The following is a 14,003-nucleotide window of genomic DNA, read 5'->3' as shown; positions in this document are numbered from 1 at the left end:
CCCGTGCAATCTCAGCGCCGATTGGCCGCCTCGGCGGCGCGCAGGACGTCGCTGCCCACTTCGCTTTCGTACTCCTTGATCAGGGGCGCCACCGCCGCGCGCCAGGCCTCGCGCTCGGCAGCCGTCGGCACCAGGATCCTGCTGGTATTGGCCGCCACCACCCGCTCGCGCGCCTTGGCGTTGATGGCTTCGGCATCGCGATTCACCGACTGGGACACCTCGTCGAGAATGGCCTCCAGCTCGCTGCGGATCTCGAAGGGCAGCCCGTTCCAGAAGGTGGTGTTGGTGATGAGCATGTAGGTGAGAAAGCTATGGTTGTCCTCGACGATATAGGGCTGCACGGTATTGATCTTCTGCCCCAGCAGGTTCGACCAGGGATTTTCCGCGCCCTGGACCTTGCCGGTGCGCAGGGCGTCGTAGACCTGGGCAAAGGGCAGCTTGACCGCCTGGGCGCCGAGTTGCTGGTAGTAGGCCGCCAGCACATCGGAGGACTCGACGCGAAAGGCCAGGCCCTTGAGGTCGGCGGGAACGTGAATTTCCCGGGTGGCCGAGAGTTGCCGGCCACCGTTGTTCCAGTAGGCCAGCCCGGTGATGCCATGGGGAGCCAGGCTGCCCAGCAGTTCGCGACTCTTGTCGCGGCGCTGGAAGCGCTTGACCGCCTCGATGTTGTCGAACAGAAAGGGCAGATCGTAGACCCTGAGCGGCTTGGCCAGGGCATTGAGCTTGGAGACCGAGGGTGCCAGCAGCTGGACCTTGTTACTGCGCAGCGCCTCCAGTTCGTCGGCATCGCCCACCAGGCTGGAATTAGGGTAGACCTCGACCTTGACCTTGCCCGCCAGCCGCTCCTGCACCAACTTCTGGAATTGCAGGGCGCCGCGTCCTTTGGGCGTCTCGTCCGTCACCACATGGGCGAACTTGATGACGATGGGTTCGGCCACGGCGAAGGGCATGGCCAGAGCGATAAGCGAGCCGGCCAGGGTGGCGAAAAAGGTCTTGATCATGGGATTCCCTGCGTTGAACGATCCATTGGATCGCATGCGCGACCCCGGTCGCAGTGCGTGCGCGACGCGATTACCTTAGCAGTCGCGGGAACAAAGGCCGGTCAACAGAGGGAAACTGCACGACGAAAGTGCAGGAAAGCCGGATCAGGGGTAGGAACAGCGCCGTCGAAACGGCGCCAAGAATCCATCAGGGCGAGATCGGATCGCTCGCGGGAAAGGTTTCCTCGACGGATTCGTCGAGTTGCTCTTCGCTGACCTCGTCTTCGTCATCGGCGACGGGCGGATCGTTGGGCTGCTGCTGGGCATGGACGGCGTTCATGGCAAATCTCCGGACATGAGGAGTGTGGCAGGGCTGGAAGCCTCCAGCCCTACAGCATTAGTCATGACTATGCAGACGGACGTTCAGCTCGTCGACGATCGGCGCCCAGTCGGCGTCGCCCATGATTTCGTCCTTGAGAAAGGCCTTTTGCGCCGGCGACCAGAAGTCGGCTTCGGACACCTTTACCTCGTCGGGCAGCGGCGAATGGCTGGCGATGAAGTCATCGATGGCAGCCGGATCGGCGTCCAGGCCCAGTTGTTCGAAGAGGGTCGTCAGATCGTGAACGGGAAGTTCCATGGGGGTCTCCAGGCGGTTATCGGTCGTTACGCCAGGCATCTAGAAAGATGCCAGCCTGGAGGGGTTCCCCGGCCTTAATAAATCCTTCAGCGTCGACCCTTAAGGTACGCCCACGTTCCGCCAACCAGGGCCTCCGCCATGTCGCTTCCCGTCTCTTCCATCCAATTCACCGCCGCGCCGCGCCGTATCCTCATCACTGGCGCCACCGGCTTTCTCGGAGGCGCCGTCACCCTGCGCCTGCTGGAGCTGGGCCATGTCGAAGGGCTGAGATTCCTGGTCCGGGCCGCGACCCCCGCGGAAGGACTGGAGCGCCTGCTGCAGAATCTGCGCGTGCATGACGTCGACGAGCGCCTGGCCGCCCTGCTCAGGCCCGAACAGATCCTCTGTGGCGACCTGCTGGACACCCACTGGATCGAAGCCGCCAAGCCGCTCCTGCAGACGCTGGACGAGGTCATCAACTGCGCGGCGGTCGCCTCCTTCTCGCGCAATCCGAAGATCTGGCCGGTCAACGTCGAGGGCACCTTCGCCCTGGCCGAGGCCTGCGCCCAGTCGCGGCGGCTGAAGCGCTTCCTGCACGTCAGCACCGCCATGGCCTGCGGTCCGCAGCGCCAGTCACCGGTCGCCGAGACCTGGGACTTCCCCGAGCCGGAGCAGCAACTGGTGGACTACACCGCCTCCAAGGCGGCCATCGAACTCAAGCTGCGCAACGAGTTGCCGCTGCTGCCGCTGGTGGTGGCGCGCCCCTCCATCGTGGTGGGGCACCGTCGTTCCGGCTGCAAGGCGTCGGGCAGCATCTTCTGGGTGTTCCGCATGGGCTTCGCCCTGGAGCGCTTCACCTGCGGCCTCGACGAGCAGATCGATGTCATTCCGGTGGACTACTGCGCCGAAGCCCTGGTGGAACTGGCGCTCAAGCCCAAGCTGAACTACAGCCTGTATCACATCTCGGCGGGCAATGCGGGCGCCTGTACCTTTGGTGAAATCGACGAGGCCTATGCCGGCGCCATGGGCGACGCCCCGGTGGGCGAGCGCTATCGCCAGGTGGACAGCGCCGATCTCAAGGAACTGGCGGCCGACTTCAACGAACGCATCGGCCCGGCCAATCCGCGGCTGGTGCTGCGGGCGCTCAAGCTGTACGGCGGCTTCGCCGATCTGAACTACCTGTTCGACAACCAGCGGCTGCTCGACGAAGGCATCGCCGCTCCGCCGCGCTTCACCGACTATTTGGATGTCTGCGTGCACTCCTCGCGAGACATCAGCATCCCGGCGCAGATGCAGTGGGACTTCAAGTAAGGCCTATGCCCGGGGCTGGCGTTGGCCAGCCCCGGGCGCTGCTCAGACGGAATCCTTCTCCGGAGAATTCAACCGCGAATCCCGCACGATCTCGCTGACCGAGGCGTAACCCCCGCGGGCATCGCGCAGCATGGTGCGCAGGTTGCCCTCGATGGTGTTGCAGATGGTACCCATAGTGATCTGGTGCCGACTGCGCTGGAAGGGACTCTGCAGATCGGTGCCGACCTTTTCCAGCGCCAGGAACATGAAGCCCACCACGGTGGAAGCCAGCGGTGTGTACCACTCCAGGCTTTCCACCAGGCCGATGGGCATCAGCACGCAGAACAGGAAGACGAACAGCCGCGGGAAGTTGACATAGGGATAGGGCAAGGGCGTGTTGGCGATGCGCTCCATGCCGCCCTGCCAGTTGGACATGTCGACGAAGGTGGCTTCCAGACGCTCCAGGCGGATGCTGTCCAGGCGGCCGGCGCGGTATTCCAGAGCGATCAGACTGGAAGAACCGCTGAGGATGGCGTTGGCGAAGTTGTTGGTCTCCTTGCGCATCGCCCACTCCTCCTTGCCCAGGTAGGTGCGGACTTCCTTGGGCAGCGGATCGCCGCTGAGCTGGCAGGCCAGGCAGCGGACATAGGCGAGATGCCGCTCGATGAGCACCGTCTTGATGGCGTTGAAATGCTCGTCACCATCGTCGATGAGCGTCAGCGCCTGGCGGGCGAAGCTGCGCGAGCTGTTGACCATGCCGCCCCAGAGGGTGCGTGCTTCCCACCAGCGCTGATAGGCACTGGTGTTGCGAAAGCTGGTCAGCACGATCAGTGCCGAGCCGATCAGGGTCAGGGGGATGTTGGGCAGCTGCGCCCGGTGGTCGACGAAGATCATGTAGTCGACGGTGACGGCGATGTCCCACAGCAGCAGCCAGAAAACCGACCAGCCGACGTAGCTGAAGGTTTGCCGAAGGAATGTCAGTTTGCGTTCGAAAAAACCCAAGGTGATAGTCCTTAGCGCGTGAAAGGAAGGATGCAGGCATAGGAACCTGGGGTCGGGGACAGGTTCAAGGCAAGCGTCTAGAGCGCGGATCGCCACCCATTTCACGCAATTGGCCGGTGGCCATTCCGTTTCCGGGTATGAAGAGGACGTCGGTTGCTGGCTGCCAACCTCCAGCTCATAACCCGTGCGCGGAGGCCTTATCGCCCAGCGATATCGACACGTTCACCGAACATCCGCTTTCGGGTGCGGTCCGACGGACACCATGCCCTTCCGGAGCACTGCCATGACCGCCACCCCGCGCGTTCGTCTGGATGTCTGGAGCGATTACGTCTGCCCCTTCTGCTACCTGGAGCTGCCCCAGCTGGCGCGTCTGCAGGAAGAATTCGGCGACCAGCTGGCCATCGAATGGCATGCCTTTGAATTGCGTCCCGAGCCCACGCCCACCCTGGATCCGGCCGGTGACTACCTGCGCCGGACCTGGGATCGCGCCGTCTATCCCATGGCCGCGGAATACGGCATGGTGCTACGGCTGCCGCCCGTGCAACCCCGCAGTCGCCTGGCGCTGGAGGCAGCGGAATTCGCCCGCGAGCAGGATCGCTTCGAAGCCTTCCACCTGGCGGTCTTCCAGGCCTTTTTCGAAGAAGGACGGGATATCGGCGAACTGGACGTGCTGCTCGAGCTGGCGCGTCGCACGGGTCTGGACGGCGAGGCCCTGAAGGCCAGTCTGGCCCGTGGCGACCATACCGACGTCGTGCTGCACGCCGAGGATCGCGCCGAAGCCCTGGGCATCACCGCGGTGCCGACGCTGCTGCTGCGTTCCGCCGGAGCACCCGTCGAAGAGGCTCGCGCCCTGGATGGCGCGGTGCCCTTCGCCCAGTTGGCAGCGGCCGTCAGGGCGCAGCTGGAGGCCGCCGGCGCCTAGTGCTGCGCGGCGCCGGTCAACTCGGGAAACAGCACCTCGGTGAAGCCGAAGCGGGCGAAATCCTGGATGCGCGAGGGGTAGAGCCGCCCGATCAGGTGATCGTATTCGTGCAGCACTACCCGTGCGTGGAAGCCTTCGGCCTCTTGGTCCACCAGGCGACCGTCGCCATCCACCCCTTGATAGCGGATCCGCCGCGGCCGAGGCACCTCGCCGCGCAACCCCGGGATCGACAGGCAGCCTTCCCAGCCCAGCTCCTCGCTGGCGTCCAGCACCTCGATCCGCGGATTGATCAGCACCTGCAGGGGCACCGGCGCCGCCTGGGGATAGCGGACATTGCGCTCGAAGCCGAAGACCATCAGTTGCAGGTCTTCGCCGATCTGCGGCGCCGCGAGGCCCACGCCACCCGCGGCGGCCATGGTGTCGAACATGTCCTGGATCAGCCCCCGCAGCTCGGCCGAACCGAAGCGCTCGGCCGCCACCGGCGGTGCCACCCGCAGCAGGCGGGGATCGCCCATCTTCAAAATGTCACGAATCATGCGAGGATTCCTCCTTTGGCCGGTCCAGCCGCCGGCGATTCGCCAGGAGCTTAAACCAGATGTCTTCCCTACTGCTCGCCAGCGCACTCGGCCTCGGCCTGAGTACCCCCCTTGCCCAGGCCGAGGACGCGGCCCTCGCCGCCCGCCTCGATCCGATCCTGGAGCAGGCCATCGCCCAGCAGCGCATCGTCGGTACCGTGGTCATGGTCGCTCACCAGGGCCGCGTGGTGTATCGGCGCGCCGCCGGTTTCGCCGATCGCGAAGCCCGGCGCCCGATGCAGGAAGACCAGCTGTTTCGCTTCGCCTCCCTGACCAAGCCGCTGGTGGCCGTGACGGCCTTGCGGCTGGCGGACCAGGGCCGCCTGGATCTGCAGGCGCCGGTCAGTCGCTACCTGCCCTACTTCACCCCGAGGCTAGCCGATGGCACCCCGGCCGCGCCGACCCTGGCGCAGCTGCTCAGCCACACCGCCGGCCTGCACTATGGCTTCGGCGAAGACCAGGACGGTCCCTATCACCGCGCCGGGGTTTCCGACGGCCTGGATGGCGTCCCCCTGACCCTGGAAGAAAACCTCCGGCGCCTGGCGGGGGTGCCGCTGGATTTCCAGCCGGGCACCCAGTGGCGCTACTCCCTCGGGCTGGACGTGATGGGCGGCGTGCTGGCGGCCGCCACCGGGCAGCCCCTGCCAGAGGTCGTCCAGCGGGAGGTGGCCGCACCGCTGGGCCTGCACGACCTGAGCTTCCACGTCAGCGATGCCGGGCGCCTGGCCACGGCCTATCGCGACGGCTATCCGCGGCCCGAGCCCATGAGCGAGCCCTATCGGCTGCCCCTGCCCAAGGGCGGCATCCTCTATTCGCCGGCACGCGCCCTTTCCGCGCAGGCCTTCGCCTCGGGCGGCGGTGGCATGCAAGGCAGCGCGGGCGATTATCTCGCCTTTCTGGAAGCGCTCCGCCAGGGGCGGCTGCTCCAGCCGGCCAGCCAACGCCTGTTCATGGAAGACCAGATCCCGGGGTTGCAACGCGACGACGCCCCGGGCTGGGGCTTCAGCCTGGGCGCAGCGGTGCTGCGCGATGCCCGAGTGGCGAAAACCCCGCAGACGCCCGGCACCCTGCAATGGGGCGGCGTCTATGGCAATGCCTGGTTCATTGACCCGGCGCGCGAACTCAGCGTGGTGATCCTCACCAACACGGCGATCGCCGGCATGAGCGGGCCCTTCCCCGACGCCATCCGCGATGCCCTTTACAGGGACTGACTGGCTGAGCATCGACTCGGATCAGCTAGCGGATGTCTCTCCACCAGCATCAGCGCAAGCAGGACGTGATCACGACAACGGGTCGCCCACCCAGGCGGTCGACGGTCTCAGCCAGCAGAACCACCAGGACCAGTGAGAGCCAACGGCTGAACGAGGGGAAGGTGGAATTAGCGTTGGCCAGGGCTTAGTAGAAGCCGCAGTTTTACAAAGTCGTACCTGGAGGTATTGAGCAGCGCTCGTCTAGGGGCGAGCCACACGGCCCGCTGCCTAGCTCGACGGATGCGGCGATATAGGGGTGGCTGGTGAATCCAGGGGGCATACCGCGGTTCAGGACGAGGATGGCGTGCCCGGGTCGGTCGGCTGGCGTGGCGCCGCGTCCGCCTTGCGGCCGGGCTGGAGCTCCAGCAGCAGGGCATCGCGCTCCTGACGCATCTGGGCGAGGCTGGTCTGGGTCCGGGTCAGTTCCTCCTGCAGCCGCTGGGCCTGGGCTTCGGAGGCACGCAATTCGCGATTCTGCGCGCGCAGGCCGGTCACCACCTTGTGCGCCCGGGTCAGCCGCATGACCATGTTGTCCACCTTGAGCTCCAGGGCTTCGCGGTGCGACAGCAATTCCTCGACATAGGGGTCGTCGCTTTTCTTCCACTCGGGATAGTTGGCGTCGTACACCTCTTCCGGGCCCTCGTCGAAGAGGTCGACGTTGCGGTTCACCACCGGGGCGGGACTGGCGGGAAGTGGCGGCGGCGGAGCGTCGGCAGGCGCGCTGTCGACCACCTCGGGAACGGCCGGCGCCGGCTCCTCGTTAGCGCCCTCGGCCTTGGAGGCCGCGTCGCTGGCGACATAGCGCTGCCACAGCAGAAACACCACCAGGGCGATCAGCAGGATATTGCACAGGGTTATCAGGACGAATCCCCAATCCATCAGCTGTGCATGACTCATCTGCCGCTCCGTGCTCTTCCAATGATTGGGCCTGGTTGCCACGCGAAGCCCCTCGCCTACCCTGTCGGCGGCGGCGCCTCGTTCTGCAGCCGATTTGAATACAGCGGGCAGCCTAAAGCATTTCTATCAGCCAAGCGGCACCAGAGCGGAGACAAGTTGTCAGGCACGGGGGTGCGCGCAGTTTTTCAGCGGGCGGCAGAGGCGCTACAGGCTAGGGCCAAGCGGGAAAATCCGGGCGAAAAAAAGCCCGACGCTGGGCGTCAGGCTTGGCAATGGCGGGCGATGTTGGGCTTCGCAGGGCTCAACCCAACCCACGGGACGAGGTAGGTTGGGTTGAGACGGCTCTATCGTCGAAGCCCAACAAGCAGCCCAGTCGGCTCTCCTACGCCAGGCTCTTGCTCACCACCTCGTAGACGTCGCTGGACAGCTCGCCGCTGGCCAGGATGCGCTCCAGCTCGGCGCGCATCAGCGTCTGGCGCGCCGGGCCGTACTTCTTCCAACGGGTCAGGGGCGTCAGCAGTCGCGAGGCGATCTGCGGATTGAGCCGATTGAGGGTGATGATCTGGTCGGCCAGGAAGCGATAGCCGCTGCCGTTCTCGGCGTGGAAATTGACCAGGTTGCTGTTGGCGAAGGCCCCGATCAGCGCGCGTACCTTGTTGGGGTTCTTCAGGGTGAAGACCGGATTCTCCATCAGCGCCTGGACGCGCGGCAGACCGCCCGGCAGGGGGCTGGACGCCTGGACGCTGAGCCAGGTGTCCATGACCAGCGGATCGCTCTTGAACTCTTCGAAGAAGCGCGCCAGGACATCGGCCTTTTCCTGCTCGAAAGCGGAATTGACCAGGGCGCTCAGCGCGGCCAGGCGCTCGGTCATGTTGTCGGCGTTGTCGAATTGCTCCAGGACGGCGTCACGCGCTTCCGGCTCTTCCAGCAGCATCAGATAGCCGAGTGCGGCGTTCTGCAGACTGCGGCGGGCAATATGGTCGGCGCTGGCCTGGTAGGGCGTGGCGCGCGAGGCCTCGCGGGCGCTGCGATAGCGCTGCCAGAGTATGTCGCGCAGGGCCTCGGCGATGGCGCGGCGGGCCTGACGACGGGCACCGTGGATGGCGCCGGGATCGGCCTGCTCGGACAGTTCCACCAGATAGGCTTCGGACGGCAGCGAGAGCATCTCGGCAACCATGGCCGGATCAAGGGACTCGTCCGCCGCCACGGTGCGCAGGGCTTCCACCAGCCGGGTGTCCAGCGACTCGCCGACGATCATGCCCTGCAGCACCTGCACGGCCAGCTGCTGGCCAGCGTCCCAGCGATTGAAGCCGTCGCTGTCGTGCTGCATGAGGAAGGTCAGCTGCTCACGGCTGTAGGGGAAGCTGAGCTTGACCGGCGCGGAGAAGCCACGCAGCAGCGACGGCAGCGGACGCTCGGGCACATCGACGAAGGTAAAGGTCTGCTCGGCCTGGGTGACCGACAGCACCCGGTCGGTGCCCTGGGCCGCGCTCTCGCCTTCCAGGCGCAGCGGCAGGTCGCGTCCCTGGCCATCCAGCAGGCCGAGCTGGACCGGGATGACGAAGGGCTCCTTGGTCGGCTGACCCGGGGTGGGCGGGCAACTCTGGCTGAAGGTCAGGCGATAGGTCCTGGTCGCCGCATCGTACTGCTCGCTGACCGCCAGGCGCGGGGTGCCGGACTGGCTGTACCAGCGCTTGAACTGGCTGAAGTCGGCGCCGCTGGCGTCTTCCAGGGCCTTGATGAAGTCGTCGCAGGTCACCGCCTGACCGTCGTGGCGCTCGAAGTAGAGATCGGTGCCCTTGCGGAAGCCCTCGGCGCCCAGCAGGGTGTGCAGCATCCGCACCACCTCGGCGCCCTTCTCGTACACCGTCAGGGTGTAGAAGTTGGAAATCTCGATGAAGTGATCCGGGCGCACCGGGTGGGCCATGGGACCGGCGTCCTCGGCGAACTGATTGGTGCGCAGGAAGGCCACGTCCTCGATGCGCTTGACCGTGGGCGAATTCATGTCGGAGCTGAAGCCGGCGTCGCGGAACACGGTGAAGCCTTCCTTGAGCGACAGCTGGAACCAGTCGCGGCAGGTCACGCGGTTGCCCGACCAGTTGTGGAAGTATTCGTGGGCGACGATGGCCTCGACGCGCTGGTGGGCGGCGTCGGTGGCGGTGCGCGGGCTGGCCAGCACAGCGCTGGAGTTGAAGATGTTGAGGCCCTTGTTCTCCATGGCGCCCATGTTGAAGTCGTTCACCGCGACGATCATGAAGATGTCCAGATCGTATTCGCGGCCGTAGACCTCCTCGTCCCAGCGCATGGACTTCTTCAGGCTGTCCATGGCGTGCTGCAGCTTGCCGATGTTCTCCGGCTCCACATAGATGCGCAGGGCCACGTCGCGGCCACTGCCGGTGCGGTAGCTGTCTTCGACGCACCAGAGGTCACCGGCGACCAGGGCAAACAGGTAGGCCGGCTTGGGGAAGGGATCTTCCCAGGTGGCCCAGTGACGGCCGCCTTCGGCGTCGCCACTGGCTACCGGGTTGCCGTTGGACAGCAGGATCGGATACTTGGCCTTGTCGGCCTCCACCGTGGTGGTGAAGACGCTCATCACGTCCGGCCGATCCAGGTAGTAGGTGATCTTGCGGAAGCCTTCGGCCTCGCATTGGGTGCAGAACAGGGTGCCGGAGACGTACAGGCCTTCCAGGGCGGTGTTGCTTTCCGGGTGGATGCGCACCGAGGTCTTGAGCACGAAGGCTTCGCCCTGGGGCTGCAGGGTCAGGCTGCCCGCCTCCACCTGATAGTCGCCGGCGGCCAGGGCCTGGTCGTCCAGGGCCACGGCCAGCAGCTCCAGTTCCTCGCCATGCAGCACCAGCGGCGGCAGGCCCGCGCCGCGGGCCGGATTGCGCTGCAGCCGCAATTCGGCATGTACCAGGGTCTGGTCGTCGTGCAGCTCGAATCTGAGGCGGGTCTCCTCGATGAGGTACTCGGGCGCCTGGTAGTCCTTGAGATAGATGGTCTGGGGCTGGTCGGTGCGCATGGCTTACGTCCTTACATCTCTGCTGCGGAGGCGGACACGGCCAGCTGGTAGGCCGTGTACTTGCGAATGTTGATCACGCCGGTGTCGAACATCAGGTATTGACCCTTGATGCCCAGCAGCGTGCCTTCCACCATGGGGGTCTTTTCCAGGTCGTGGCTGACCACCTTGGTGGGATAGACCGTCACCGGATAATGGATCTCGATGGGCGCCATGTCGACCACCGGCTGGATCGCCTGCAGGCCGAAGCGGCCCTGGAGATCGTCCAGACCCTGGGCGCAGGCGTCGAAAATGCGCTCGCGCACCGCCACCAGATCTTCCGGCGCGGCCACGCCCTTGAGCATGGCGCGCCAGTTGGTGCGATCGCCCACCTGGCTGCGCAGCAGGTCTTCCACCAGGCCGGATTGCTGACGGGTGGCGACCCTCAGGATCGGCAGCGCCTGGTAGGCGCCCTGGTCGATCCAGCGGGTGGGCAGCTGGGTGGCGCGGGTGATGCCCACCTTGAGGCCCGAGGAGTTGGCCAGGTAGACGACGTGGGGCACCATGCAATGGGCTTCGCCCCACTCCGGCTGGCGACAGGTGCCATGCTCGTAGTGGCACTTCTCGGGGCTGACGATGCAGCTGTCGCACTGGGCCAGGCCGGTGAAGCAGGGATAGCAGTAGCCCTGGCTGAAGCTCTTGCGGGTCTTGCGTCCGCAGTGGGTGCAGTGGATGGCGCCCAGGTATTCGAGCCGCAGGCGACGGCCGATCAGCGGATTGACCGGCACCTCGCGCTCATCGAGGCGAAAGGCGTAGTTGACGGGGTCGGCCAGGGTCACGGCCATCTTGCGCAGGGCGCCACGGCCCAGTTCGGTCATCACGGTAGGAATTTCTCGATTTCTAAAAGACGCGAGGTGCCTCTTCGTCGCCGAAGGGCACCTCGTCGGGGTAAGGCGCGGACGGTCAGTGGATGGCGTCGGACTTGAACAGGATGTTCTCGATGGGCACCGACTTGGAGGCGCACTCCTGGGGACCCATGTAGCCGGTCCGCTGGTCTTCGGGCAGGTGCTTGGCCTCGTAGGCGATTACCGCCTGCAGACAGAGCTCGACCTGGTCGCGACTGAGCTTGCGGCCATCGGGCCACTTGCCGATCTCCACGGCCAGCTTGAGGCCTTCGTAGATATCGGGGGTGATGTTTTCCAGCATCTGGGCGAAGGATGTCGACATGGGTCGCTCCGGACTCTAGTGAACCGCCAGTTTACCGGGCTGCCGGCGACGGTGCACCTGGCCTGGTTCAATGGTGGTCATAGGTTGGGTTTCGGCTCGCGGCCCGGAGGCACGGCAGGTTGGGTTGAGACGGCTCCATCGTCGAAGCCCGACAGGGGCGATGCCGGATTGGGCCGTTGGGCTTCGCTGCGCTCAATCCAACCTACGCGGGTGCTTATCCCGTGGCGTGGAACACGGCTTGGCCTTTTCCACTGAAGAATTCGGGTCAGAGTCGCCCTCACCTCAACCCTCCAACAGGGAGCAGGCGCTAGCCAAGCAGGCCCTCCTGCAACACGTCTGAACCCTGGCACCTGGCCGCCATCAGAGCAGGAAGCGCTTCCTGGAGACCCCATGCCTGCCTATCACTCCCTCATCCTCGCCGGTGTCGAACTCTGGCTGCTCGCGGAAAAGGCCATCTACTGGCCCGCGCGCCAGGCGCTGCTGGTGGCGGACATCCATTTCGGCAAGGCGGCCGCCTTCCGGGCCCTGGGCCAGCCGGTGCCCCATGGCACCACCGCGGGCAACATCGCGCGACTGGACAGCCTGCTGGCGCGTTATGACTGCCGCGAGATCATCTTTCTCGGTGATTTCCTGCACGCGCCGGAATCCCGCGCGCCCCTGACCCTGGACACCCTCGAGCGCTGGCGGGAACACCAGGCCCATCTGCGGCTGCTGCTGATTCGTGGCAACCATGATCGGCGCGCCGGGGATCCACCGGCCGCCCTGGGCATCGACGTGGTGGGCGAGCCGCTGGAGCTGGATGGCCTGTCGTTGCAGCACGAACCCGATCCACACCCGCGCCTGCCGGTGCTGGCCGGCCATATCCATCCGGCGTTTCGTCTGCAGGGTCGCGGGCGCCAGACGCTGCGCCTGCCCTGCTTCTGCCTGGAAAATGACGAGGTGCTGATCCTGCCGGCCTTTGGCGATTTCACCGGCGGGCACCTGCTGGCACCCGACCCCGCGCGGCGGATCTTCGTGGTGGGGGATGGCGGTATCTGGCCCTTGCGCTAGAGCCAGATACCCTGACGATCAGCCTTCTTCGGTGATTCCGGTGATGGTGATGCCATGGCGCTCCAGCAGGGCTACCGTGGGTTCGTCGTAATCCCGCGGGACTTCACTGTCGTCGTACTCTTCCAGGGCATCGTCACGGACGATCTGCGCGACCCGCTCCATGTCCGGCTTCTGGTCGGCGTCGATGGTGACCACCGAGGTGTTGCCGTCAACGTTGCTGTAAGCAATTTTCCACTTCGACATCTCAGGACTCCTCACACGGGAACAAGGCTATCGAGAGATTAGAGGGTCGGATGCCCAGTAATTCGCCCTAACGCGGACGAAAGACGATATCCAGCAGGCCGGCCAGGGCGCCATCGGCGCAATCGGCCTGGGCCAGAGCCTCGCGCGCCTGCTTGAGATGACCGTGCAACTGGCGTTGCGCATGGTCGCGGCCGAGCAGGCTGACCAGGGTGGACTTGTCGCCATCCTTGCCGGCGTCCTTGCCCAGGCCCTTGCCGTCGTCGAGATCGTCGAGCAACTGGAAGGCCAGGCCGAGTTGGCAGGCGAAGACGTGGAAGGCCTCGCGCTGCACGGCGGTGGTGACCAGGGTGGCACCGGCCATGGCCATGGCCGCGGAAAACAGCGCACCGGTCTTGAGCTGATTGGTCAGGGCGATGGCATCGGCCGGGCGCGCCTGACGGCCACCGTGCAGGTCATGGTACTGGCCGCAGACCAGCCCGGCGGTGCCGACCGCATCGGCCAGTTGGCAGACCATCTGGGTGCGGGTTTCCGCCGGTACCCCGGCGAGACCCGCGACCAGGCGCAGGGCGTGGCTGAGCAGGGCCACCGCGGCCAGCATGGCGACGTCTTCACCGAATTCGACGTGCAACGTCGGCCGACCGCGGCGCAGGCGCGCATCGTCCATGCAGGGCATGTCGTCGAGGAACAGCGAGGCGGCGTGCACCATTTCCACGGCGCAGCCCAGGTCGAGAACGGCCTCGTCGGCCTGACCGAGGTCCTCGGCGGCCAGCACCATCAGCAGCGGACGCAGCCGCTTGCCGGGCGCGAGGACACCACTGCGAATGGCTGCGGCGACCGGATCGCTGCCGGCTGGTAACAGCTCTGCCAGACGCTCGTCGATACGGGTACGCTGCCATTGCAGCGCAGCGGCAAAATTGTCTGTCGCGTTCGGCACTAATACGGTCGCCATGAGT

The 14,003-nt window shown here is 65.7% G+C and carries 15 protein-coding genes; 4 read left to right on the top strand and 11 right to left on the bottom strand.

The features are described 5' to 3' along the window. Positions 1-11 precede the first annotated feature (11 nt). The 3 genes from CFE50_RS11865 to CFE50_RS11855 form a co-directional block, all read right to left on the bottom strand. Positions 12-1,001 carry a DctP family TRAP transporter solute-binding subunit gene (locus tag CFE50_RS11865; RefSeq protein WP_286733728.1) on the bottom strand — a complete coding sequence of 330 codons (990 nt, stop codon included), beginning with the start codon at positions 999-1,001 and terminating at the stop codon, positions 12-14. 187 nt (positions 1,002-1,188) lie between these two features. Continuing rightward, positions 1,189-1,320, bottom strand: coding sequence for a hypothetical protein (locus CFE50_RS11860; protein ID WP_007162893.1), 132 nt, complete (start codon positions 1,318-1,320; stop codon positions 1,189-1,191). Between the two features lie 57 nt (positions 1,321-1,377). Further along, entirely contained in the window at positions 1,378-1,617 is a 240-nt protein-coding gene (locus tag CFE50_RS11855; RefSeq protein ID WP_286733726.1) for a DUF2789 domain-containing protein, read from the bottom strand. Between the two features lie 138 nt (positions 1,618-1,755). Here CFE50_RS11855 and cprA point away from each other — a divergent pair, with 138 nt between their 5' ends. Continuing rightward, positions 1,756-2,907 carry a cationic peptide resistance protein CprA gene (cprA, locus tag CFE50_RS11850; RefSeq protein WP_286733724.1) on the top strand — a complete coding sequence of 384 codons (1,152 nt, stop codon included), beginning with the start codon at positions 1,756-1,758 and terminating at the stop codon, positions 2,905-2,907. Positions 2,908-2,949: 42 nt separating this feature from the next. Here cprA and CFE50_RS11845 read toward each other — a convergent pair whose 3' ends face one another. Next, positions 2,950-3,888: a bestrophin family protein gene (locus CFE50_RS11845; RefSeq protein WP_241809397.1), complete on the bottom strand. Its 939-nt coding sequence runs from the start codon at positions 3,886-3,888 to the stop codon at positions 2,950-2,952. Between the two features lie 283 nt (positions 3,889-4,171). Between CFE50_RS11845 and CFE50_RS11840 the strand changes: the two genes are divergently transcribed. Next, entirely contained in the window at positions 4,172-4,810 is a 639-nt protein-coding gene (locus tag CFE50_RS11840) for a DsbA family oxidoreductase (protein ID WP_286733720.1), read from the top strand. On the opposite strand, the gene def is transcribed toward CFE50_RS11840, so the two are convergent. Continuing rightward, complete coding sequence (gene def / locus CFE50_RS11835; protein ID WP_286733717.1) at positions 4,807-5,346, bottom strand: peptide deformylase; 540 nt, start codon at positions 5,344-5,346, stop codon at positions 4,807-4,809. The two genes, CFE50_RS11840 and def, sit on opposite strands and share 4 nt — an antisense overlap. Before the next feature lie 59 nt (positions 5,347-5,405). Between def and CFE50_RS11830 the strand changes: the two genes are divergently transcribed. Next, complete coding sequence (locus CFE50_RS11830) at positions 5,406-6,596, top strand: serine hydrolase domain-containing protein (protein WP_286733715.1); 1,191 nt, start codon at positions 5,406-5,408, stop codon at positions 6,594-6,596. 327 nt (positions 6,597-6,923) lie between these two features. Here the strand turns inward: CFE50_RS11830 and CFE50_RS11825 are convergent, their stop codons facing one another. From CFE50_RS11825 to CFE50_RS11810, 4 genes are all read right to left on the bottom strand, one after another. Continuing rightward, a complete protein-coding gene (locus CFE50_RS11825) occupies positions 6,924-7,532 on the bottom strand; it encodes a hypothetical protein (RefSeq protein WP_241809401.1) in 609 nt (202 codons plus the stop codon). Positions 7,533-7,914: 382 nt separating this feature from the next. Continuing rightward, positions 7,915-10,554 (bottom strand): aminopeptidase N, encoded by a 2,640-nt coding sequence (gene pepN, locus CFE50_RS11820; protein WP_286733711.1) that lies wholly within the window; start codon positions 10,552-10,554, stop codon positions 7,915-7,917. Positions 10,555-10,565: 11 nt separating this feature from the next. Then, positions 10,566-11,408 (bottom strand): DUF2797 domain-containing protein, encoded by an 843-nt coding sequence (locus tag CFE50_RS11815; protein WP_286733882.1) that lies wholly within the window; start codon positions 11,406-11,408, stop codon positions 10,566-10,568. Between the two features lie 85 nt (positions 11,409-11,493). Then, positions 11,494-11,757 carry a YeaC family protein gene (locus CFE50_RS11810; RefSeq protein WP_007162881.1) on the bottom strand — a complete coding sequence of 88 codons (264 nt, stop codon included), beginning with the start codon at positions 11,755-11,757 and terminating at the stop codon, positions 11,494-11,496. Between the two features lie 390 nt (positions 11,758-12,147). On the opposite strand from CFE50_RS11810, the gene pdeM reads away from it, so the two are divergent. Continuing rightward, entirely contained in the window at positions 12,148-12,807 is a 660-nt protein-coding gene (pdeM, locus tag CFE50_RS11805; RefSeq protein WP_286733709.1) for a ligase-associated DNA damage response endonuclease PdeM, read from the top strand. An 18-nt stretch (positions 12,808-12,825) separates the two neighbouring features. Here pdeM and CFE50_RS11800 read toward each other — a convergent pair whose 3' ends face one another. Together CFE50_RS11800 and CFE50_RS11795 are read right to left on the bottom strand one after the other, a co-directional pair. After that, complete coding sequence (locus CFE50_RS11800; RefSeq protein WP_241809403.1) at positions 12,826-13,050, bottom strand: hypothetical protein; 225 nt, start codon at positions 13,048-13,050, stop codon at positions 12,826-12,828. Between the two features lie 67 nt (positions 13,051-13,117). Further along, positions 13,118-13,999, bottom strand: coding sequence for a polyprenyl synthetase family protein (locus CFE50_RS11795; protein ID WP_241809404.1), 882 nt, complete (start codon positions 13,997-13,999; stop codon positions 13,118-13,120). Positions 14,000-14,003: the final 4 nt, after the last annotated feature.

It is taken from the genome of Pseudomonas sp. PGPPP4, assembly GCF_002256045.1.
Lineage (GTDB): Bacteria > Pseudomonadota > Gammaproteobacteria > Pseudomonadales > Pseudomonadaceae > Chryseomonas > Chryseomonas oryzihabitans.
The sequence above is the reverse complement of the archived record's forward strand: the minus strand, read 5'-3'. Positions and strand labels throughout refer to the sequence as shown.

Coding starts and splice junctions, on each gene's coding strand:
- CFE50_RS11865 (WP_286733728.1), bottom strand. CDS start 1,001: ATGATCAAGACCTTTTTCGCCACCCTGGCCGGCTCGCTTATCGCTCTG.
- CFE50_RS11860 (WP_007162893.1), bottom strand. CDS start 1,320: ATGAACGCCGTCCATGCCCAGCAGCAGCCCAACGATCCGCCCGTCGCC.
- CFE50_RS11855 (WP_286733726.1), bottom strand. CDS start 1,617: ATGGAACTTCCCGTTCACGATCTGACGACCCTCTTCGAACAACTGGGC.
- cprA (WP_286733724.1), top strand. CDS start 1,756: ATGTCGCTTCCCGTCTCTTCCATCCAATTCACCGCCGCGCCGCGCCGT.
- CFE50_RS11840 (WP_286733720.1), top strand. CDS start 4,172: ATGACCGCCACCCCGCGCGTTCGTCTGGATGTCTGGAGCGATTACGTC.
- def (WP_286733717.1), bottom strand. CDS start 5,346: ATGATTCGTGACATTTTGAAGATGGGCGATCCCCGCCTGCTGCGGGTG.
- CFE50_RS11830 (WP_286733715.1), top strand. CDS start 5,406: ATGTCTTCCCTACTGCTCGCCAGCGCACTCGGCCTCGGCCTGAGTACC.
- CFE50_RS11825 (WP_241809401.1), bottom strand. CDS start 7,532: ATGAGTCATGCACAGCTGATGGATTGGGGATTCGTCCTGATAACCCTG.
- pepN (WP_286733711.1), bottom strand. CDS start 10,554: ATGCGCACCGACCAGCCCCAGACCATCTATCTCAAGGACTACCAGGCG.
- CFE50_RS11815 (WP_286733882.1), bottom strand. CDS start 11,408: ATGACCGAACTGGGCCGTGGCGCCCTGCGCAAGATGGCCGTGACCCTG.
- CFE50_RS11810 (WP_007162881.1), bottom strand. CDS start 11,757: ATGTCGACATCCTTCGCCCAGATGCTGGAAAACATCACCCCCGATATC.
- pdeM (WP_286733709.1), top strand. CDS start 12,148: ATGCCTGCCTATCACTCCCTCATCCTCGCCGGTGTCGAACTCTGGCTG.
- CFE50_RS11800 (WP_241809403.1), bottom strand. CDS start 13,050: ATGTCGAAGTGGAAAATTGCTTACAGCAACGTTGACGGCAACACCTCG.
- CFE50_RS11795 (WP_241809404.1), bottom strand. CDS start 13,999: ATGGCGACCGTATTAGTGCCGAACGCGACAGACAATTTTGCCGCTGCG.